Source organism: Rahnella laticis (assembly GCF_015644585.1).
Lineage (GTDB): Bacteria > Pseudomonadota > Gammaproteobacteria > Enterobacterales > Enterobacteriaceae > Rahnella > Rahnella laticis.
Genome location: NZ_JADOBI010000004.1, coordinates 486,437 through 507,060, shown reverse-complemented (window position 1 = coordinate 507,060; position 20,624 = coordinate 486,437). Strand labels below are relative to the sequence as shown.

Here is a 20,624-nt window from a genome sequence, read left to right as displayed (position 1 = left end):
ACATGAACGGCACAGCGACCTGCGGATGAACCTGACATAAAAAATGGCTCTTTGAAGCCGTCCGTTTTTTAAGGTTCTGCAGGCGCGGACTTCATCGTGGCGCGGGCAACGTAGTGTTGCCCATCAGACGCCGTATAGATTTAAGCAAGCCCATCATAAATCAAAATCGGTGTTGCAAAAATGGGGGTGACCATAGATTTTTATGTCTGATTTCTAAAACTGAAAGCCTTTTTTTACTTTGCCGGAACCGGTTCTGCGGCCTGAGCGGGTTTCTGCGTGGCGACAATATTATGCAGATGAACAAAGCCCAGCGTTTCAACGGTCACCTGATCGAATTTCACCTCTATCGTTTTCACCGGACCTGGTAATAAATCCGGTTCAACCGTGATGGTCTGCGTTTGCATATCTACAGTCAGCGGCTTACCGGTCACCGGATCCAGCTGGCCCCAGTTCAGTGTGGCGGTAAATGCAGGCAGCGGCTGGCCGGCATTGTTTTTAATCTCTAATACGGCCTGAACGCCGCTGGCATCCGGTGCGACGCGGGTCAGTGCAAGGCTCAGTTCGCCAATTTCACTCTTCACCAGTGCAGCGCTTTTCGCCGCAGGAAGCAAATAGACCCCGTTAGTGGACTGGCGGTTCAGCGTAGTTTGCTGTTCCAGTGCTGTCGCCAGATCGGTCAGGCGGGAGAGCTTTTGGTTCAGCTGGCCGACTTCGGCTTTCAATTCCGGTAATTTGGGATCTTGCTGCGCGCAGCCCGACAGGCTGAACAATACGGCACAGGCCAGTAAGAGGCGGGGAGGTTTTGTCATATCAGAGACTTCCTTTCATCTGCCCGTTGAAACATTCGGTCCGGGCACCAATATAAGATGAGTAAGTTTAACCTGATGTCTATGAAAGTAGCGACAGCCTTTGTTGTCGGCACACTTCGGGGTAAACTGGTGTCCAATTATGCCCGCTGTCAGGAAGTGCTATGCATTGCCCATTTTGTGCCGCTGTTGATACTAAAGTCATCGATTCCCGCCTGGTAGGTGATGGATCTCAGGTCCGCCGACGCCGCCAGTGTCTGGACTGCCATGAACGCTTCACGACCTTTGAAGTGGCGGAACTGGTGATGCCGCGCGTCATTAAAAGCAATGAAGTTCGTGAACCTTTCAACGAAGACAAACTTCGCAGCGGCTTTCTGAAAGCGCTGGAAAAAAGACCGGTCAGCTCCGACGACGTCGAAACGGCCATCAGCCACATTAAATCGCAGTTACGAGCTACCGGTGAACGTGAAATTCCTGCCAAAATGATTGGCAATCTGGTGATGGATGCCCTGAAAGGGCTGGATAAAGTCGCCTACATCCGCTTCGCATCGGTTTATCGCAGCTTTGAAGATATCCGTGAATTTGGCGAAGAGATTGCCCGTCTTCAGGACTAAGGAAAGTTAATGCTCCCCGAACAGCCTGCCGGAACATCGTCTGACGAATTACACCGTGATGAACGTTTTATGGCGCGTGCTTTTGAGCTGGCGCGTCGCGGTCGTTTCACCACCACACCCAATCCGAACGTCGGCTGCGTGATCGTCCTTAATGGCGAAATCGTCGGTGAAGGCTATCATTTGCGTGCCGGTGAACCGCATGCGGAAGTTCATGCCTTACGCATGGCCGGTGAGAAAGCGCGGGGCGCGACCGCGTATGTCACGCTCGAGCCGTGCAGCCATCACGGGCGTACGCCGCCTTGTGCAGATGCATTGCTGGCCGCAGGCGTTGCCCGCGTTGTCGCGGCGATGCAGGATCCCAATCCGGAAGTTGCGGGCCGGGGATTATATCGCCTCAGGCAAAATGGCGTTGAGGTCAGCCACGGGCTGATGCATTCGCAGGCGGAAGCCGTGAATCTCGGTTTCCTCAAACGTATGCGTACCGGTTTTCCTTACGTGCAGCTCAAAATGGGCGCGTCGGTGGATGGCAGAACTGCTATGGCCTCGGGCGAAAGCCAGTGGATTACGTCCGCTGCGGCGCGCGCCGATGTTCAGCGTTTTCGCGCAGAAAGCTCGGCTATTCTGAGCACCAGCGCGACGGTTCTGGCAGACAATCCGTCGCTGACCGTACGCTGGGACGAACTGGGCAGCGATGTGCAGGCGGTTTATCCGCAGGAAAATCTGCGTCAGCCGCTGCGCGTTATTCTCGACAGCCAGAATCGCGTCACGCCACAGCATCAGCTGGTGAATTTACCCGGCAACGTGTTGCTGGCGCGTCTGGACACTGACACACAAATCTGGCCCGAATCCGTCGAACAATGGCGCGTGGCCGGACGCGATAATCGTATTGATCTGGTTCTGCTGATGATGCAACTGGCGAAACGTCAGGTAAATTCCATCTGGGTAGAAGCAGGGCCGCAACTGGCGGGCGCCTTATTACAGGCGGGTCTGGTTGATGAATTAATCGTTTATATGGCACCGAAACTATTAGGTAATAATGGCCGCGCGCTGTGTGAACTGCCCGGCTTAACGCATCTGGCCGATGCTCCTGAATTTGCTTTCAGCGATGTCAGGCAAATTGGCCCGGATTTACGTTTGCGCCTGAAGCCGGTGTACTAAACAACACGTACTGAGAATTTTACGCCTCTCTGTCTGAATGGGTTTGAAAAGCGCGTGTCCAGACTGGGTAATTTTATGATAGAATCCGCCCCCCTGCGGCGGGGGTTAGAAACTCCTGAACCCACTTTAAGGAAAACTATGAACGTTATCGAAGGTGCTGTAGCCACGCCGAACGCGCGCGTAGCGATCGCGATTGCTCGTTTTAATAATTTCATCAACGACAGCCTGCTGTCAGGTGCTGTTGATGCGTTGAAACGTATCGGTCAGGTCAGCGATGACAACATCACCGTAGTCTGGGTCCCTGGCGCATACGAATTGCCTCTGGCAACCCGTGCACTGGCTGAAAGCGGTAAGTACGACGCCGTTGTTGCGCTCGGAACTGTGATCCGCGGGGGCACTGCCCACTTTGAATTCGTAGCGGGCGAATGTAGCTCTGGCCTGTCCAGTGTTGCAATGAACAGCGAAATCCCGGTTGCCTTTGGTGTGCTGACGACAGAAAGCATCGAACAAGCCATCGAACGCGCAGGGACAAAAGCCGGTAACAAAGGTGCAGAAGCTGCACTGACCGCGCTTGAAATGATTAATGTTATCAAGGCTATTAAGGCCTGAATCTAGTTAAGGGGAAATCCGTGAAACCTGCTGCTCGTCGCCGCGCCCGTGAATGTGCCGTCCAGGCGCTTTACTCCTGGCAGTTGTCGAAAAATGACATCGCCGATGTTGAATTAGAATTCCTGACCGAGCAGGATGTCAAAGACGTAGACATTGCCTATTTCCGCGAACTGCTGTCTGGTGTGGCAAACAGTGCAGAGAAACTCGATGCATTGATGGCGCCATACCTGTCCCGCCAGTTGGATGAATTGGGCCAGGTGGAAAGAGCGATTTTGCGTCTGGCTCTGTTTGAGCTGAGCAAACGCCAGGACGTCCCTTACAAAGTGGCGATCAACGAAGCTATCGAACTGGCTAAAACCTTCGGTGCTGAAGACAGTCACAAGTTTGTCAATGGTGTGCTGGACAAAGCGGGCCCGCACATTCGTAAAAAATGATCGTCAGCCAGCGTCAGTGGCATTCACAAATGGCGACAGTCATTTTCGGTGCAATACTGACTCTGTTGATAATCTGGTGATGTCACCTCGCTTATCCTCTGTGTGACACCCCTTTTTAAGGCCGGGCTTCCGGCCTTAAGTCATTCTAACGATTTGGAATTGTACTATGGCATGCGGCGAATTTGATGTAATCACTCGCTACTTCAACAGGTTCAGAACCGCCCGACAGGATGTTCAGTTAGGCATTGGTGATGATTGTGCCTTACTGACGGTGGGCGAGAAGCAACTTTTAGCAGTCAGTACCGATACTCTGGTCGAAGGCATCCATTTTCTCAAAACGATTTCACCGGCTGATCTCGGCTACAAAGCGCTGGCCGTTAACCTCAGCGATCTGGCTGCCATGGGCGCCGATCCTGCGTGGGTTTCGCTGGCGCTGACGCTTCCTGAAGTGAACCCGGACTGGTTGCAGGCCTTCAGTGACAGCCTTTTCGACCAGCTCAATTATTACGGTATGCAGCTGATTGGCGGTGACACCACCCGCGGTCCGCTGAGCATGACGCTGACCATTCAGGGGCTGGTTCCCGCTGGTCGCGCATTAACACGCGGCGGTGCAGGCGTCGGAGACTGGATCTTCGTCACCGGTACGCTGGGCGACAGCGCGGCGGGTCTGGCGATCCTTCTCGAAGAGCTGAATGTCAGTGATATTCCAACCCGAGATTTCTTGCTGAAACGCCATCTGCGTCCGTCACCCCGCGTTTTGCAGGGGCAGGGATTGCGCGATTTAGCGACCTCAGCGATCGACCTGTCCGACGGGCTGATTTCTGATCTTAAACATATACTGAATGCCAGCGAATGCGGCGCGCGTCTGGATCTCGATGCGATCCCGTTTTCCGATGCCATGAAGTCGGTTGCTGACCCTGAACAGGCGCTGAAATGGGCGCTGACGGGCGGTGAAGATTACGAGCTGTGCTTTACCGTACCGGAAATCAACCGTGGCGCGCTGGATGTTGCGCTCAGCCATCTGGGTGTTGATTTTACCTGTGTCGGGCAAATTGCTCCGCTTTCTGAAGGCCTCAAATTTATGCGTTCCGGGGCCGCCGTTGAGCTTGAATGGCAGGGGTTCGATCATTTTGCCGGTAAGGAGTTGTTGTGAATATAAGCCGTAAAAAACGCCCGGCAGGGTACAAAGGAAAAACCGGTGATCCGGTGCAGGACATGGCGGCTGCGAAAAAGCGTCTGAACCTGCGCAATCCGTGGCACTTACTGGCAACAGGTTTCGGCAGTGGTTTGTTTCCTGTCGGGCCGGGCACCGCCGGTTCGATTGCGGCAATTCCGTTTTGGATCGTGATGACTTACCTGCCGTGGCAGGTGTATTCCATGATCGTCATGTTCAGCATCTGTATTGGTGTGTACCTGTGCCGCCAGACGGCGCGTGATATGCGGGTTCATGACCACGGCAGTATCGTGTGGGATGAATTTGTCGGGATGTGGATCACCCTGATGGCAATCCCCGTGAATGACTGGCGCTGGGTGCTGATCGGATTTATCGTTTTCCGCGTGCTGGATATCTGGAAACCGTGGCCAATCCGCTGGTTTGATCGCAACGTTCAGGGCGGGATGGGGATCATGATCGATGATGTGGTCGCCGGTGTTCTGGCAGCCGCGATTATCTATCTGGTGGGGCATCACTGGCCGTTGTTCTGAGCTGATTTGCTGTGATGTAAAAGGCGCTGCCGGTTTCCCGCAGCGCCTTTTTTACGTTTCAACCACTTGTCAGTAACTGAGATTACTTAAAACCGGTGGCCTCGTGCGGCACATACGCCATTTCCAGCTCTGCAATTTCTTCTGCTGATAGCGTGACGTCCAGCGCGCCAATAGCATCTGTCAGATGTGCGGGGCGGGATGCGCCGATAATCGGTGCGGTCACGACCTGTTTGCTGAGGATCCACGCCAGCGCAATTTGCGCCTGCGGCACGCCGTGATCTTCCGCAATTTTGCCTACATGTTCAGCGATTTTACCGTCCGCTTCGTCCGTCGCGTCGTACAGCGTTTTGGCAAAGCTATCCGACACAGAACGCGCGGTGGTTTCGCCCCACGGACGGGTGAGTTTACCGCGAGCCAGCGGGCTCCAGGGCAGAACCGCAATCCCTTTTTCCAGACACAACGGGTACATTTCGTTTTCTTCTTCGCGCTGGATCAGGTTGTACTGGTCCTGCATTGAGACAAAACTCGCCCAGCCATTTTGCGCGGAGACATCCAGCGCCTGCTTAAACTGATGGGCGTGCATGGAAGATGCGCCGATAAAACGTGCCTTACCGGCTTTGACGACGTCATTCAGCGTTTCCAGTGTTTCTTCGATAGGCGTCTCGTAATCCCAGCGGTGAATTTGCAGTAAATCGACATATTCGATGCCGAGACGGCGCAGGCTGTCATCAATAGATTGCAGGATTGAAGCGCGGGAAAGCCCCGGTTTCAGGCCGGTGACGGCGTTGTAAACCTTGGTCGCCACGATAATCTCATCACGCTTTGCAAAGTCCTTCAGCGCGCGGCCGACGATTTCTTCGCTGCTGCCGTCGGAATAGCTGTTGGCGGTATCAAAGAAATTTATTCCCGCCTCAAGCGCCTGTTTGATGATCGGGCGGCTGCTTTCTTCGGGCAGTGTCCATGCGTGGGTTCCGCGATCCGGTTCACCGAACGTCATACAGCCAAGGCACAGGCGTGAGACGTTCAGGCCGGTTTTTCCGAGAATAGTGTATTGCATGACATCTCCTGGTCAGGATGAATTGAAGTCAGAAAGTCGTGAAAATGATTAGCACGCTATAACTGTAGCTTACTGAACGGCAGGATTGGGTGACGGAGGAAAAAGTTAGAAAGGAAAATCCCCTCTTTCAGGCTGAAAGAGGGGAAAAGGATCAGGCCAGCCAGTCGGTGATCTGACGGTCGATGCCTTCAGCATCCAGCCCCAGATCGTGGCGGATTTCGTCCTGTGTGCCTTGCGGAACAAAGCTGTCCGCCAGGCCGATATTAAGCACCGGCACCAGAATGCGTTTGGACATCAGCAGTTCATTCACGCCGCTGCCCGCACCGCCCATAATGGCGTTTTCTTCCAGCGTCACCAGCACTTCATGGCTGGCCGCCAGTTCCTGAATCAGGGCTTCATCCAGCGGTTTGACAAAACGCATATCCACGACGGTGGCATTACGCTTTTCAGCTGCTGCCAGCGCGTCCGGCAGTAAAGTACCGAAGTTCAGGATGGCCACTTTCTCGCCTTCACGGCGCACAACGCCTTTGCCAATTGGCAGCGACGCCAGCGGTTCACAGGTGGCGCCCGTGCCGTTACCACGCGGATAACGCACTGCTACCGGGCCGCTGTTATGGTGATAACCGGTATGCAGCATCTGGCGACATTCATTTTCATCGCTTGGCGTCATGATGGTCATGTTCGGAATGCAGCGCAGGAAGGACAGGTCGAAAGCGCCCTGATGCGTCTGACCATCCGCTCCGACGATGCCGCCACGGTCAATGGCGAACAGCACCGGCAGATTCTGAATGGCTACATCGTGGATCACCTGATCGTACGCGCGTTGCAGGAACGTCGAGTAAATCGCGACAATTGGCTTGTAGCCGCCAATAGCCAGACCGGCGGCAAAAGTCACGGCGTGCTGTTCAGCAATCGCAACGTCGAAATACTGCTGCGGATATTCACGCGAGAAGCGCACCATGCCGGAGCCTTCGCGCATCGCAGGCGTAACCGCCATCAGTTTGCTGTCTTTGGCTGCTGTTTCGCACAGCCAGTCGCCAAAGATTTTGGAATAGGTTGGCAGGCCTTCTTTGCTTTTTGGCAACGTGCCTGAAGCCGGATCGAATTTCGGCACGGCGTGGAAACTGATCGGATCCTTTTCTGCCGGCGCGTAGCCTTTGCCTTTTTTGGTCATGATGTGCAGCAATTGCGGGCCTTTCAGCTCGCGCATGTTTTTCAGCGTTTGCGCCAGCGCCACCACGTCATGCCCGTCAACCGGGCCAATATAGTTAAAGCCCAGTTCTTCAAACAGCGTGCCCGGCACCATCATGCCTTTCAGATGTTCTTCCGTGCGACGTACCAGCTCTTTAATCGGTGGCAGGCCGGACAGCACTTTTTTACCGCCTTCACGCAGACGCGAATACAGTTTTCCGGACAGCAACTGCGCCAGGTGATTGTTCAGCGCACCGACGTTTTCGGAAATCGACATCTCGTTATCATTGAGGATAACCAGCATGTCTGGTTTGATATCGCCCGCGTGGTTCATGGCCTCGAAAGCCATCCCGGCAGTGATTGCGCCATCGCCAATCACGCAAACGGTGCGGCGGCCTTTGCCTTCACGCTCGGCGGCTACGGCCATGCCCAGACCGGCACTGATAGACGTCGAGGAGTGACCCACGGACAACGTGTCGTATTCGCTTTCGCCGCGCCACGGGAACGGATGCAGCCCGCCTTTCTGGCGGATGGTGGAAATGCGTTCCCGACGGCCGGTCAGAATCTTGTGCGGATAGGCCTGATGGCCCACATCCCAGACCACGTGGTCGAAGGGCGTGTTGTAGACATAATGCATGGCGACGGTCAGTTCTACCGTTCCCAAACCGGACGCAAAGTGTCCGCTGGACTGGCTGACGCTGGCCAATAAATATTGACGCAGTTCGTCACAGAGCTTGGGCAAGCTCTCCTTTGGGAGTGAGCGGAGATCTTCGGGATTCTCCGCCAGCGCCAGTGTCGGGTATTTGGCTAATTCAAGACTCATCAGTTGCTCATAGTAAGTTTAATTATCGCGTTCAATGATAAAGCTGGCTAACGCGAGAAGTGGCGCTGTGTTGTAAGAAAGTGCAGCCAGCTGATCCAGTGCGGAAACGGCTTCCTGATACAGATCCATCGCTTTGGCTTTTGCGCCATCCAGGCCCAGCAGGGCCGGGTAAGTACTTTTACCGAGTTGTTGATCCGCGCCCTGACGTTTGCCCAGCGTGGCGGTATCGCCAATCACATCCAGAATATCGTCCTGAACCTGAAACGCTAAACCAATCGCCTGTGCGTAGTTATCGAGGATCGGCAACACGGCGCGTCCGGATTCACCGGCAGCCAGTGCGCCCATGCGCACGGCGGCGCGTATCAGCGCACCGGTTTTGTGGCGGTGGATTTTCTCCAGCGCTTCAAGATTAACCTGCTGACCTTCGGCGGCCAAATCTAAAGCCTGACCGCCGCACATGCCGCTGGCTCCGCTGGCGCTGGCCAGTTCGGAAATCATCGACAGGCGATCTTTCACGGCTACGTCCGGCATATCGCCATCGGCGAGAATCGAAAATGCCAGTGTCTGTAGTGCGTCACCGGCAAGAATGGCATTGGCTTCGCCGAATTTAATGTGACAGGTCGGCTGGCCACGGCGCAAATCGTCGTCGTCCATCGCAGGCAAATCATCGTGGATCAGGGAATACGCATGAACGCACTCTACCGCCGCTGCCGGTGCATCCAGATTTTTCAAATCCAGGCTGAACAGCTGACCGCTGGCATACACCAGATACGGGCGCAGACGTTTTCCGCCCAGCAGCGAACCGTAGCGCATCGCGTCCACCAGCGGTAAATCCGCCAGAGGTTGTGCGCTGACGTAGGCCGTCAGAACGCCATCGACACGCTTTTGCATGGCACGAAGTTCGCCAGTAAAGCTGTCAGAAGAAGATAAGGAGATCGCTTCAGACATGACCAGTTACTCTGCTTCCGGGGTGAAAGGGGTCAGCGGGGCATCATTATCACTGTCGAGCAGGATCTGAACACGTTGCTCTGCCTGCTGAAGTTTTTGCTGTCCCTGACGTGCCAGCTGGACGCCTTGTTCAAATTCGTTCAGCGCATCTTCCAGAGGCAGCTCGCCAGATTCAAGGCGGGAAACGATCTGTTCCAGTTCGGCCAGGGCCGTTTCAAAATTGGCAGGTGGTGCAGATTTTTTTGGCATAATTCTCTTTTGATATCGTTGATCAGAATTGATGATCAGAGGTCTGAGCCGCAGAGCCGGTTTTCAGCCTCGAGAGACATTCCTGTTCAGCATGACATCTGCTGTCGGGTTTTGTGCACAGAGTACGCATTTTAAGTGATATACTCTGCGCCGCAGATATTATTGCTAAGCCCAATGTGACACATAACATACATCTGGCTTAGCAATAATAGGATCCTAGATCCTTATTCAGCGACTTACTACCCCGTTTTTTCACCCGCTAACAAAAGACTGCCATGAAGTTTATCATTAAATTGTTCCCTGAAATCACCATCAAGAGCCAATCTGTGCGTTTGCGCTTCATTAAGATCCTCTCAAGCAGCATTCGCAACGTGGTGCGACCGCATGATGAGACGCTGGCAGTTGTGCGCCATTGGGATCATATCGAAGTTCGCAGCAAAGACGAAAGCAAACACGACCTGATTCAGGAATTACTCTGCCGTATTCCGGGTATCCGTTATGTCGAAGAAGTGGAAGACCGTCCTTACACGGATCTTCACCATATTTTCGAACAAACGCTGGAAGCCTATCGTGCTGAAGTGGAAGGAAAAACGTTCTGCGTGCGTGTCAAGCGTCGTGGTAAACATGATTTTTCTTCGACAGAAGCGGAACGCTACATCGGTGGCGGCCTGAACCAGCACATCGAATCTGCGAAGGTCAGCCTGACCGCGCCGCAAGTGACGGTGAAACTGGAAATCAACGATGACAAACTGGTGCTGGTAAAAAGCCGGCTCGAAGGTCAGGGCGGTTACCCGATTGGCACGCAGGAAGATGTGCTTTCGCTGATTTCCGGCGGTTTCGACTCCGGCGTGTCCAGTTATATGCTGATGCGTCGCGGCTGTCGTGTGCATTATTGCTTCTTCAATCTGGGCGGCGCGGCGCATGAAATTGGCGTGAAACAGGTAGCACATTATCTGTGGAACCGTTTTGGCAGCTCACACCGCGTGCGTTTCATCTCTGTCGATTTCGAACCAGTCGTCGGTGAGATCCTCGAAAAAGTGGAAGACGGCCAGATGGGCGTGGTGCTCAAACGTATGATGGTGCGCGCCGCGTCTTCTATTGCTGAACGTTATGGCGTGCAGGCGCTGGTGACCGGCGAAGCGCTGGGCCAGGTGTCCAGCCAGACGCTGACCAACTTACGCCTGATCGACAACGTGTCTGACACGCTGATCCTGCGTCCTCTGATTTCCCACGATAAAGAGCACATCATCAAGATTGCGCGTGAAATCGGCACGGAAGACTTTGCGAAAACTATGCCGGAATATTGTGGCGTGATTTCCAAAAGCCCGACCGTAAAAGCCGTGAAAGCGAAAATCGAAGCCGAAGAAGCGATGTTCGATTTCAGCGTGCTGGATAAAGTCGTCAGCGAAGCGCGAAATGTTGATATCCGCGAAATTGCAGCGCAAGCCGCAGAAGTCGTGCCGGAAGTTGAAACGGTCGCTGAATTTACGTCAACCGATATCGTGCTGGATGTCCGTGCGCCGGATGAAGTCGATGCGCAGCCGCTGACACTGGAAAACGTTGAGGTTAAACCTTTGGCGTTCTACAAACTGGCGACCCAGTTTGGCGATCTCGACCAGACTAAAACTTATCTGTTGTATTGCGACCGTGGCGTAATGAGCCGTTTACAGGCGCTGTATCTGAAAGAGCAGGGCTTTAACAACGTCAAAGTCTACAGACCTTAACGCGTGTTCCTGATGTAAAAAAAGGGGTTCAGCTATGCTGAGCCCCTTTTGCTTTGCGGCATCCTGACTAGGATTCGCGCGCGCCTTCGTCGGTGTAGTTGTAAATACCCGGCGCGAGGACTAGCTGTGCGGCAATTTCTGCGGCTTTGGTTTTGCCCAGAAGCAGGTCGATAATTTTAAGTGCAAACTCCATGGATGTTCCCGGCCCCTGGCTGGTGAGCAGGTTTACGCGCGGATCGAAAATCACCCGGCGATCGGACCATTTGTTCGGATCGATTTTATCTTTCAGCCCCGGAAAACCGGTCATGTTACCGACAGGGAATAAATCGTGGTATTCCAGTACCAGCGCGGGTGCGGCGCAAATTGCCGCCACGATTTTACCGCTGACGTGCATCTGACGGACTTTCTCCACCAGCAACGGGCTTTCACTAAAACAAGTCGCGCCGCCAAGGCCACCGGGCAAAACAACGACGTCGTGGTCATCATCGGCAACATCCACCAGCGCGGCGTCTGCCAGAATACGCACACCGCGTGAACAGCGGATTTCCAGATTGCCATCCCCCGCAACGCTGGCGGTCGTGACCTGTATACCGGCGCGAACCAGTAAATCAATCACGGTGACGGCTTCAATTTCCTCGCTACCAGGTGCCAGGCAGACCAGAACCGATGCGCTCATAGTCGTTTTCCTTTCTTTTAATTTGTTCAAATAATCGGGTGTTTACCGGCAAGTTGAGTCCGTATTTGCGTCCCCGACGCAGCAGGTAGCCGGTGATGTAATCAATCTCAGTGTGACGCTGATTGCGGATGTCCTGCAACATGGAAGAGTGATTGGCGGCGGTAGAATCAATCACCTGATAAACAAAACTCAGCAGCGATTCGCTGTGAATTTCCACGCCTTCAATCGCCATGACCTGCGCGACTTCCTGACAGATTTGTTCAATCTGGTCGGCATACGCCAGCAAATCCCCGTTGGTACAATCGTAGGTGGCGGTCAGGGGATTAATCACGCAGTTCACCGCCAGTTTATTCCACAACGACGTTTTGATGTTGTCGTGCCATGCGACGTCCGGCAACGCATGATGCAGCACATCTGCCAGTGAACTCAGCGCCGCAGCGCGTGGCGAAACGGGCCCGATATGCGTGGCACCGGTGGCAACGTGGAGAATGGCATTGCCTTCGTGACGCGCCGCGTGTGTGGTTGCGCCCTGCAAAATCGCCAGCCGGTTAGGCGGCAATTCATCGACGGTTCCCATGCCGTTGTGCAGCAATAATATCGCGCAATTATCGTTAAGCATCGGCATCAGCGCGCTGACGGCCCCGGAAACCTGCCAGGCTTTCAGGGTCACGAGCAGTAATTCACTTTGCGCCAGATGCTCAGGATCGTTGGTGGGCAGGTTACGGTTGAAGGCGATGCCTTCGGGGGAAATCACGTTGACGGCACAAAATGGCTGCGGAATACGTATCCAGCCCTGAACGTCGTGGCCTTGCTGATAAAGTGCTGAAAGCCAAAGTTGCCCCAGCGCACCACAACCAAGAACTGTTATTTTCATTGTGCCTCCCGGGGAATGCGGCGAAAACCGCCGTTAAAGCCGGTTGTAGAAAGAATATTCTGCTGTCCGGTTATCTTATTAGTATAGACATTTGTGCTGCACATCACATTTTCACCTGCACTTTTTGACCATCGCGACATTGTGTGGCTGGTTTTTTGTTGCCGTTTGGCATCGACGGTTGAAGGCGGTATTATGCACGCCATCATCGACATTATGCTCGCCATAAAACGTGCAATACAAAACTACAGGGAGAAGCGATTATGCCGTCTTTTGACATTGTTTCCGAAATCGACATGCAGGAAGTGCGCAATGCCGTGGAAAATGCCAGCCGTGAACTGCAAACCCGCTGGGATTTCCGTAACATTCCTGCCAGCTTCGATCTCAACGAAAAGAACGAAAGCGTTAAAGTTGCCAGCGAATCTGATTTTCAGGTGAATCAGCTGGTGGACATTCTGCGTGAAAAGCTGGCCAAGCGTGGCATTGAAGGCGGCGCACTGGAAATTCCTGAGCAGATGGAGCACAGCGGCAAAACCTACAGCCTCGAAGCCAAACTGCATTCCGGAATTGAATCAGCGCTGGCGAAGAAAATCGTCAAGCTGATCAAAGACAGTAAGATTAAAGTGCAGGCTCAGGTTCAGGGCGATGAAGTCCGTATCACCGGTAAAGCCCGCGATGACTTGCAGGCCGTCATGGCGCTGATTCGCAACGGGGATCTCGGCCAGCCGTTCCAGTTCAAAAACTTTCGCGACTAATAGCCTTCGCACTTCGCGCTGTGGATGCGTTGGCTTCTCTCAGGGATCCGAATCACTTACCCGTGTAAGCTCATCGGATCCCTTCGGTTGCCGCCTTCCCACAACACGAATTGCTTGGCTATTCATTATTCAGACAGGGACGCTTATTGCGTCCCTTTTTTACGGGCGCTATTTCTTCTGGCGAAGACGTTTAACCAGTTCGAAGTCTTTGAAGTAAACCGGCCGGTCAGTTTGTATAGACAGGTTTCCGGCGATCCCGGTGAGGATTGACATGGCTCCTGCACGGTGATCGGCGGCGCGTTTTAACGGATCTTCTGTGCGTTCGCCGAAGAGATCTTCCAGCATCGCATTATCGCCGCCGCCGTGGCCGCCTTCTCCCAGCTGGAACTGCGCCTGCCACGGTTTCGCAAACAACGGATAAACCGTGATTTCCGCTTTTTCAATACTGCCTTCGTTCTCCCGTTTACCGCCCGCATTCACGTAAGACATTTCGACAATTTTCATCTCGATACGGCCTTTCGTCCCGTTGAACACCACGTTCAGGCCTTCCCACGGCAGGTAAGCGTTCAGGGAATAGGTCAGCTGTACTTTATTCTGATATTTCACCAGCACCGACAACGTGTCTTCAATACTGATTCCGTCGCCGAAAACGCTCTGGTCGCGGAAATAGTTATCTTCGTGTTCGGCATTGAGATACAGCGCTTTGAGCTGCGGATTGTCCGCCATATGCAGCGCAAAAGGATCGTTCTGCGCCTGTTTGTAGCCGTGAGCGCGCGGATAGAAATCTTTCACGCCGCGCTTCTCGGCGTTTTCCTTGCCGTAAAAACGCAAATCGCCCTGCGCATAAACTTTCTCCGGCGTGCTGTTAAGCCAGAAATTCATCAGGTCAAAGTGGTGTGTGGATTTATGTACCAGCAGACCACCGGAATTGCGTTTTTCGCGATGCCAGCGGCGGAAGTAATCGGCGCCGTGCTCGGTATTGAGCAGCCATTCGAAATGGACAGAAAGCACTTCGCCAATGGTTTCCTGCTGAAGCAATTCGCGGATTTTGCTGTGATGCGGCGCGTAGCGGTAATTGAACGCGACGCGAACCTGATAACCCGTGGCGTCGACGGCGTCGAGAATACGCAGCGCCCGGTTTTCATCAATGGTCATCGGCTTTTCGGTTATGACGTCACAACCGGCGTGCAGGGCGCGCACGATATAGTCGTCATGCGTGCGATCCATGCTGGTGACAATGACGATATCCGGTTTAGTTTCGTCGAGCATCGTATTGAAATCAGAAGCTTTCCAGGTGGAGACCCGGGCAATACCGCTTTGCTCCAGTTGCTGATTCGCATAATCCATTCGCGTCTGGTTGGTGTCGCAGAAAGCGACAAATTTCGCATTGTGGCGATATTTACCGGTAATCGCTTCAATGTATAAACCTGAACGCCCGCCAGTACCGACTAAAGCATAAGTTTTCATAGGATCCTCAAAAGGCCGCAAGGCCGTCATCACTGACAAAATTTTTGTTAAGGAATTCCTGAGGATAACGATTGGGGAAATTTTTTAAGTGAGGGGTATCACAGCGGTGGGCATAAAAATGAAAAGGTGTGCCATTTTCAGCAGCACACCTCTTTGTCACTCAAATCAGGCAAGGCTGACCAGTTGTTCGAGTGCCTTGCGGTTGGTCTGTTTGGTATCGACTTTCACGTAAGCGCTGAACTCTTCCGGAACCACTACGGCTTCAGCCACGCCCGGCTGAGCCAGAATGCGCGCCTGAAGAGCGGAGTCTTTCACGGCCAGTTCAGACAGCGTAATACGCAGGCTGCTGACATACGGCGGCTCGGTCATTGTGGCGCTCACGAACAGCCAGACAACGGCAATCGCAGCGCACACCAGGAAGACCGCACCGGCACCGGCGTGACCGAAAACATATCCGCCCAGACTCCCGCCGATCGCCACACCGATAAACTGGCTGGTGGAATACAGGCCCATCGCGGTGCCTTTGTATCCTGCCGGAGATTCTTTGCTGATAAGCGACGGCAGAATGGCTTCCATCACGTTAAACGCCAGGAAGAACAGCTGAATACCGGCAATCACAGCCCACAAATGCAGACCGGCGGCCCACAGTACAATCTCAGCCAACAGCAGCACGACCACGCAACCCATGAAAACCTGCTTCATGTGGCGCTTTTTCTCGGCGTAGATAATGACCGGAATGACGGCTACGAAAGACGTCAGCATGGTGATCAGGTAAACGCGCCAGTGTTCGCTTGGCGGGAAACCTGCGTGTTCCATCACTTGCGGTAACACCACAAAACTCGACATCAGCAGGATATGCAGACACAGAATGCCGAAATTGAGTTTCAGCAGTTTGGCGTTGCCCAGCACCTTGCCAAAGCTGCCTTTCACCATACTCGATTCACGGTTCAGAATATGCGTGGCAGGGGAGGGGACCACGGCAAGCGTAATAATGATGCCCAGAATAGTCAGCGCAGCAATCGCCCAGAACAGAGCGTGTAAGCCCCATGCATGCGTAATGATCGGGCCGAGAACCATCGCAATTGCAAAAGTAATCCCGAAGCTGATGCCGATAAACGCCATCGCTTTGGTGCGGTTCTGTTCACGCGTCAGGTCAGAGAGCAAAGCCATGACGGCTGCGGCAATCGCGCCGGAACCTTGCAGGGCACGGCCAATGATCACGCCCCAGATGGATTCGGTGGAGGCGGCAACAATGCTGCCAATACAAAAGATGACCAGACCAAAAACGATCAGGGGTTTGCGGCCAACGCGGTCAGAAAGCAGCCCGAATGGGATCTGGAAAACGGCCTGTGCCAGCCCGTAAATACCGATGGCGATACCGATCAGTGTTTCGCTGGCGCCGGAGAGCTTCATACCATAGGTGGTTAAGACCGGCAGGACCATGAACATGCCAAGCATGCGTAAAGAAAATACTGTCCCTAGCCCCCATGTCGCCCGACTTTCCTGCGGGGTCATCTGGTTATCGTTCACATTACTACCTCAAAATAACAATCCGGCTATTGTAGTGCTTTTAGCCAGTTTGGGTAAAACGATGGATCTTTAGCAGATATTACGGGTTTTGCCTGACCGGCTCACCAAAAGAAAAGGCCAGTATCGCTACTGACCTTTTAATGTGATTTCAGCGGGTTAGGCTTCCGGCTTGTGTTACCAAACGTAGGTCAGTAATGATGCCGGTGCAGAGTTAAAATCCACAGACATCATGAAGCTGAGCGACATGATTGTGATGATGGAGAAACCAAACAGTTTTCTCGCCCAGACCACGTCGTTTTCCGTTTTATAACCTCTCAGTGCCATGCCCAGCCACCAGATACTGACCGCCGCTGCCACAATCAGGTATTTATACCCTGCGTAGCCGCTCAGCGTCAGCATCAGCGTAGCAATCATAAACGCCAGAATGTAGACGGTAATATGATGCTTGGCGACAGAGATGCCTTTCACCACCGGCAGAACCGGGATGCCTGCTGCCTGATAATCCTTGAAGCGGAAGATGGCAATCGCATATGAATGCGGCATCTGCCACAGGCTGAAAATCAGAAGCAGGATCAGCGCACCGGTATCAAACTGGCCGGAAACGGCACAGTAACCAATCACTGGTGGCGCTGCGCCAGACAAGCTGCCGATCAGCGTGCCGTAAACCGAGTTGCGCTTCATGTACAGGCTGTAAACGCCGACATAAATCACAAAGCCCATAACCGCCAGCCACATGGCCAGCGGATTGGCTCCGATATACAACAACGCAAAGCCCGCAATACCCAGAATGGTCGCGTAAACCAGGGTTGTTTTCGGCGGAATAAGCCCTTTCACCAGGACCCGGTTCTTCGTTCTTTCCATGATCCGGTCGATGTCGCGGTCGATGAAGTTGTTAAATACACAACCCGATGCAACGACCAGCGATACGCCCACCAGCGTGGAGAGAAAGAGTGGGAAGTCGATGCTGCCTTTAGCAGCAAGGAGGAATCCCCCGATGACAGAAATTAAGTTGCCGAAAATAATTCCTGGTTTCGTTACTTGCAGGTATTGCTTAATCATCACGTGCAGCTCGGCTCTTTAACTGACCATCATATTGAGGTTGAGGTTATACATAATCCACAATGAGCCCACAACGACGATAAAGATAATCACAGCGGTGAACAGAAGCGCCACCAGGTTCCAGCGCTCTTCCGACGACGTATTCATGTGCAGGAAGAACACCAGATGGACAACGATCTGGATAATAGCGGATGCAACCACTGTACCCAGGATCAGTGAATGTGATGCTGTGTCAGTCATGACCATAGCAAACGGGATCACCGTCAGGATAACCGACAGGATGAAGCCAATTGCATATGACTTCAGGCTGCCGTGGCTTGCACCACCATGGGAAGTAGCAGAATGACTCATTACATCGCTCCCATCAGATAAACAACGGTAAACACGCAGATCCACACCACGTCCAGGAAGTGCCAGAACAAGCTCAGGCACATCAGGCGGGTTTTGTTAACGTCTGTCAGGCCGCGACGTGCAACCTGAACCATCATGGTCAGGATCCAAATCAGACCACAGGTCACGTGCAGACCGTGGGTGGCGACCAGGGCAAAGAAGCCAGACAGGAAACCGCTGCGCTGCGGGCCAAAGCCCTCAGCAATCAGGTGATGGAATTCATAGAGTTCCATCCCGATGAAGCCTAAACCGAACAGGAAAGTCAGGAACAACCAGCCGTTAACGCCTGCTTTGTTACCCTTATTCATGGCCAGCATTGCAAAGCCGTAAGTGATACTACTGAACAGCAGGCAGAAGGTTTCTACCAGCACGAACGGCAGTTCAAAAATGTCTTTACCAGAGGGACCGCCAGCGGTCCCGTTTACCAGTACTGCATACGTTGCGAACAGGCTCGCAAACAGGATGCAGTCACTCATCAGGTAGATCCAGAAGCCGAAGACTTTGGTTGCACCTGCGTCGTGGTGCCCATGCTCAGCATGGGCCTCATCGTGGTGAGTCAGAGTATCAGTTGCCATGTTTCACACCTGCTTTACGGATTTGTTCATAATGTTGGTTTTCAATACGTTCCACTTCTTCAACTGGCACGTAGTAATCAACATCTTCGTCGAAGCTTTTCGCAATCCAGGTCGCAGCCAGCGCGATGAAGCTCACTGCCGCCAACCACCAGATATCCCAGATTAATGCGAAACCACAAACCAGACTCAGCATAGCGATGATGAAACCGGCGCCGCTGTTACGTGGCATATGAATCGGTTCATATTTAGCAGGCTGTTTGTAAGCAGTGCCTTTCTCTTTCATGTCCCAGAACTCATCGCGGTCGTGAATTTGCGGCACGATAGCGAAGTTGTAGAACGGAGGAGGAGAAGAGGTTGCCCACTCCAGAGTACGTGCACCCCACGGGTCACCGGTCAGGTCACGGTTCTGGTCACGGTCGCGAACAGAAACGAAGATCATGATCAGCTGGCACAGGATACCGATAGCAATCAGAGCAGCACCGCACGCAGCAACAACCAGCAGCGGGTGGAACTCAGGATCGATATTCTGGCTGACGCGACGGGTCATACCCATGAAGCCCAGTGCATACAGTGGCATGAACGCAACGAAGAAGCCGATGATCCAGAACCAGAATGAACGCACACCCCATTTTTCGTTCAGCGTGAAGCCGAAGGATTTAGGGAACCAGTAAGTCAGACCTGCGAAGCAACCGAAGACCACACCACCGATGATAACGTTATGGAAGTGGGCAATCAGGAACAGGCTGTTGTGCAGCACGAAGTCAGCACCCGGAACCGCCAACAGAACGCCGGTCATACCACCCACAGAGAAGGTGATGATGAAGCCAACGGTCCACAGCATTGCGGCGTTGAGTGTGATACGGCCCTGATACATGGTGAACAGCCAGTTGAAGATTTTTACCCCGGTCGGGATAGAAATGATCATCGTCATGATGCCGAAGAAGGCATTGACGTTAGCGCCTGAACCCATGGTGAAGAAGTGGTGCAGCCAAACGATGAACGACAACACAGTGATGGCGATGGTTGCCCATACCAGCGAGGTGTAACCGAACAGACGTTTTCTGGAGAAGGTCGCGGTAACTTCCGAGAACACACCAAAGACTGGCAGAACCAAAATGTACACTTCCGGATGGCCCCAGGCCCAAATCAGGTTGATGTACATCATCATGTTGCCGCCCATATCATTCGTGAAGAAATGGGTGCCCAGATAACGGTCTAAAGTCAGCAGTGCAATGGTCACGGTCAGAATCGGGAAGGACACGATAATCAACACGTTGGTGCACAGTGCGGCCCAGGTAAATACCGGCATTTTCATCAGCGGCATACCAGGAGCGCGCATCTTCAGGATGGTCGCAAAGAAGTTAACACCGGTCAGCAAGGTACCAATACCGGATATCTGGAGACTCCAGATCCAGTAATCGACCCCGACCCCCGGACTGTATTCCTTACCGGACAACGGCGGATAGGCCAACCAGCCGGTCTGCGCGAACTCACCCACACCCAGAGAGATGTTGATCAGGACCACAGCAGCAGCGGTGAACCAGAAGCTGACGTTGTTCAGGAACGGGAATGCCACGTCGCGTGCGCCGATTTGCAAAGGAACTACGACGTTCATCAGACCGATTACGAAAGGCATCGCCATGAAGAAGATCATGATTACGCCGTGCGCGGTAAAGATTTGGTCGTAGTGATGAGGCGGCAGGAAGCCAGGTTCACCCGCAGAAGCAAGCACCTGCTGGCTACGCATCATGATGGCATCGGCAAAGCCACGCAACAGCATGACGAAAGCCAGAATGATGTACATGATACCTAATTTTTTGTGGTCGACGGAGGTCAGCCACTCGGTCCACAGATATTTCCATTTGCCGAAATAGGTGATGCCGGCAACTACTGCCAGGCCACCAATAATAATCGCGGCAACGGTGACCATGATAATCGGTTCATGATACGGAACCGAATCAAGCGTTAATTTTCCGAACATCGT

At 53.4% G+C, this 20,624-nt stretch carries 22 protein-coding genes; 8 read left to right on the top strand and 14 right to left on the bottom strand.

Going from position 1 to position 20,624, the window contains the following annotated elements; translation table 11 throughout:
* Positions 1-233: 233 nt before the first annotated feature.
* Entirely contained in the window at positions 234-809 is a 576-nt protein-coding gene (locus tag IV433_RS11860; RefSeq protein ID WP_101075470.1) for a DUF3251 domain-containing protein, read from the bottom strand.
* A 161-nt stretch (positions 810-970) separates the two neighbouring features.
* On the opposite strand from IV433_RS11860, the gene nrdR reads away from it, so the two are divergent.
* From nrdR to pgpA, 6 genes are all read left to right on the top strand, one after another.
* On the top strand, positions 971-1,420 hold the full coding sequence (nrdR, locus tag IV433_RS11855) for a transcriptional regulator NrdR (RefSeq protein ID WP_104923087.1): 450 nt from the start codon (positions 971-973) through the stop codon (positions 1,418-1,420).
* Between the two features lie 9 nt (positions 1,421-1,429).
* Positions 1,430-2,578, top strand: coding sequence for a bifunctional diaminohydroxyphosphoribosylaminopyrimidine deaminase/5-amino-6-(5-phosphoribosylamino)uracil reductase RibD (gene ribD, locus IV433_RS11850; RefSeq protein ID WP_195814323.1), 1,149 nt, complete (start codon positions 1,430-1,432; stop codon positions 2,576-2,578).
* A 138-nt stretch (positions 2,579-2,716) separates the two neighbouring features.
* Positions 2,717-3,187 carry a 6,7-dimethyl-8-ribityllumazine synthase gene (gene ribH, locus IV433_RS11845; RefSeq protein ID WP_101075472.1) on the top strand — a complete coding sequence of 157 codons (471 nt, stop codon included), beginning with the start codon at positions 2,717-2,719 and terminating at the stop codon, positions 3,185-3,187.
* Between the two features lie 20 nt (positions 3,188-3,207).
* On the top strand, positions 3,208-3,621 hold the full coding sequence (gene nusB, locus IV433_RS11840) for a transcription antitermination factor NusB (protein ID WP_101075473.1): 414 nt from the start codon (positions 3,208-3,210) through the stop codon (positions 3,619-3,621).
* A gap of 166 nt (positions 3,622-3,787) precedes the next feature.
* Positions 3,788-4,774 (top strand): thiamine-phosphate kinase, encoded by a 987-nt coding sequence (gene thiL / locus IV433_RS11835; protein ID WP_101075474.1) that lies wholly within the window; start codon positions 3,788-3,790, stop codon positions 4,772-4,774.
* Between the two features lie 62 nt (positions 4,775-4,836).
* A complete protein-coding gene (pgpA, locus tag IV433_RS11830) occupies positions 4,837-5,325 on the top strand; it encodes a phosphatidylglycerophosphatase A (RefSeq protein WP_101075798.1) in 489 nt (162 codons plus the stop codon).
* Positions 5,326-5,407: 82 nt separating this feature from the next.
* Here the strand turns inward: pgpA and IV433_RS11825 are convergent, their stop codons facing one another.
* The 4 genes from IV433_RS11825 to xseB all read right to left on the bottom strand — a co-directional run bounded on the left by IV433_RS11825 (position 5,408) and on the right by xseB (position 9,593).
* Entirely contained in the window at positions 5,408-6,382 is a 975-nt protein-coding gene (locus IV433_RS11825) for an aldo/keto reductase (protein ID WP_195814322.1), read from the bottom strand.
* A gap of 151 nt (positions 6,383-6,533) precedes the next feature.
* Positions 6,534-8,396 (bottom strand): 1-deoxy-D-xylulose-5-phosphate synthase, encoded by a 1,863-nt coding sequence (gene dxs, locus IV433_RS11820; RefSeq protein WP_195814321.1) that lies wholly within the window; start codon positions 8,394-8,396, stop codon positions 6,534-6,536.
* Between the two features lie 18 nt (positions 8,397-8,414).
* Positions 8,415-9,344: a (2E,6E)-farnesyl diphosphate synthase gene (ispA, locus tag IV433_RS11815; RefSeq protein WP_195814320.1), complete on the bottom strand. Its 930-nt coding sequence runs from the start codon at positions 9,342-9,344 to the stop codon at positions 8,415-8,417.
* Between the two features lie 6 nt (positions 9,345-9,350).
* Positions 9,351-9,593 (bottom strand): exodeoxyribonuclease VII small subunit, encoded by a 243-nt coding sequence (gene xseB / locus IV433_RS11810; RefSeq protein ID WP_013576657.1) that lies wholly within the window; start codon positions 9,591-9,593, stop codon positions 9,351-9,353.
* Positions 9,594-9,868: 275 nt separating this feature from the next.
* Here xseB and thiI point away from each other — a divergent pair, with 275 nt between their 5' ends.
* Positions 9,869-11,317, top strand: a complete 1,449-nt coding sequence (thiI, locus tag IV433_RS11805; RefSeq protein WP_195814319.1) for a tRNA uracil 4-sulfurtransferase ThiI — start codon at positions 9,869-9,871, stop codon at positions 11,315-11,317.
* Positions 11,318-11,384: 67 nt separating this feature from the next.
* Here thiI and yajL read toward each other — a convergent pair whose 3' ends face one another.
* The 3 genes from yajL to IV433_RS11790 are packed head-to-tail and all read right to left on the bottom strand — an operon-like array spanning position 11,385 to position 13,079.
* Entirely contained in the window at positions 11,385-11,993 is a 609-nt protein-coding gene (gene yajL / locus IV433_RS11800; RefSeq protein ID WP_101075479.1) for a protein deglycase YajL, read from the bottom strand.
* Entirely contained in the window at positions 11,956-12,867 is a 912-nt protein-coding gene (gene panE / locus IV433_RS11795; protein WP_195814318.1) for a 2-dehydropantoate 2-reductase, read from the bottom strand. Before panE ends, yajL begins: the two co-directional genes overlap by 38 nt.
* Positions 12,864-13,079, bottom strand: a complete 216-nt coding sequence (locus tag IV433_RS11790) for a hypothetical protein (protein ID WP_157825346.1) — start codon at positions 13,077-13,079, stop codon at positions 12,864-12,866. The genes panE and IV433_RS11790 overlap by 4 nt, the downstream gene beginning before the upstream one ends.
* Before the next feature lie 48 nt (positions 13,080-13,127).
* Between IV433_RS11790 and IV433_RS11785 the strand changes: the two genes are divergently transcribed.
* Positions 13,128-13,619, top strand: a complete 492-nt coding sequence (locus IV433_RS11785) for a YajQ family cyclic di-GMP-binding protein (protein WP_195814317.1) — start codon at positions 13,128-13,130, stop codon at positions 13,617-13,619.
* Positions 13,620-13,787: 168 nt separating this feature from the next.
* Here IV433_RS11785 and IV433_RS11780 read toward each other — a convergent pair whose 3' ends face one another.
* The 6 genes from IV433_RS11780 to cyoB all read right to left on the bottom strand — a co-directional run bounded on the left by IV433_RS11780 (position 13,788) and on the right by cyoB (position 20,621).
* Complete coding sequence (locus tag IV433_RS11780) at positions 13,788-15,086, bottom strand: Gfo/Idh/MocA family protein (protein ID WP_195814316.1); 1,299 nt, start codon at positions 15,084-15,086, stop codon at positions 13,788-13,790.
* A gap of 165 nt (positions 15,087-15,251) precedes the next feature.
* Positions 15,252-16,616 carry an MFS transporter gene (locus IV433_RS11775; protein ID WP_195814315.1) on the bottom strand — a complete coding sequence of 455 codons (1,365 nt, stop codon included), beginning with the start codon at positions 16,614-16,616 and terminating at the stop codon, positions 15,252-15,254.
* Between the two features lie 174 nt (positions 16,617-16,790).
* Entirely contained in the window at positions 16,791-17,675 is an 885-nt protein-coding gene (cyoE, locus tag IV433_RS11770) for a heme o synthase (RefSeq protein ID WP_195814314.1), read from the bottom strand.
* A gap of 18 nt (positions 17,676-17,693) precedes the next feature.
* Positions 17,694-18,026 carry a cytochrome o ubiquinol oxidase subunit IV gene (locus IV433_RS11765; RefSeq protein WP_013576648.1) on the bottom strand — a complete coding sequence of 111 codons (333 nt, stop codon included), beginning with the start codon at positions 18,024-18,026 and terminating at the stop codon, positions 17,694-17,696.
* On the bottom strand, positions 18,026-18,640 hold the full coding sequence (locus tag IV433_RS11760) for a cytochrome o ubiquinol oxidase subunit III (protein WP_195814313.1): 615 nt from the start codon (positions 18,638-18,640) through the stop codon (positions 18,026-18,028). The genes IV433_RS11765 and IV433_RS11760 overlap by 1 nt, the downstream gene beginning before the upstream one ends.
* Positions 18,630-20,621: a cytochrome o ubiquinol oxidase subunit I gene (gene cyoB / locus IV433_RS11755; protein WP_195814312.1), complete on the bottom strand. Its 1,992-nt coding sequence runs from the start codon at positions 20,619-20,621 to the stop codon at positions 18,630-18,632. The genes IV433_RS11760 and cyoB overlap by 11 nt, the downstream gene beginning before the upstream one ends.
* Positions 20,622-20,624 lie beyond the last annotated feature (3 nt).